This is a genomic window from Acidisphaera rubrifaciens HS-AP3 (assembly GCF_000964365.1).
Taxonomy (GTDB): Bacteria; Pseudomonadota; Alphaproteobacteria; order Acetobacterales; family Acetobacteraceae; genus Acidisphaera; species Acidisphaera rubrifaciens.
Window position 1 is genome coordinate 1 of the sequence record NZ_BANB01001160.1, and the last position, 476, is coordinate 476.

Annotated in this window: 1 protein-coding gene; it reads right to left on the reverse strand. The window is 68.3% G+C overall.

Features of this window, described 5'->3' with window-relative positions:
- A partial coding sequence (locus B8460_RS20500; protein ID WP_048863479.1) for an efflux RND transporter permease subunit occupies positions 1-476 on the reverse strand: 476 nt, incomplete at both ends.

Here is a 476-nt window from a genome sequence, read left to right on the forward strand (position 1 = left end):
CGATGTTGTCGACGATCGACGACAGCTGGGCCGGGGGGATCACCTTGCGGACGGTTGCCTCGACCTGGCCGACGAGGCGGGCGGTCTCCTCGATGCGGGTGCCGGTCTGGGCGCTGACATGCAGCTTGATCTGGCCGCCGTCGACGGTGGGGAAGAAGTTCTGGCCCAGGAACGGCGCCAGCACGAACGACGCCAGCACCAGCGTCATGAAGATGGCGATGAAGCGCCACGGCCGCACCAGTGCCCCGTGCAGCGCCTGCCGGTAGCGCCGGCGCAGACGCTCGAAGTTGCGCTCGAATCCGGCCTGGAACCGCGCGAAGATGTTGCGCTTCCGCGGCGCATCGTGGCCGCCGTGGTCGTGATGCTCGTGGCGCAGCAGGTAGTTGGCCATCGTCGGCACCAGGGTGCGCGACAGGAGGAAGGAGGCGATCATCGCGAAGATCACCGCCTCGGCCAGCGGCACGAACAGGTAGCCG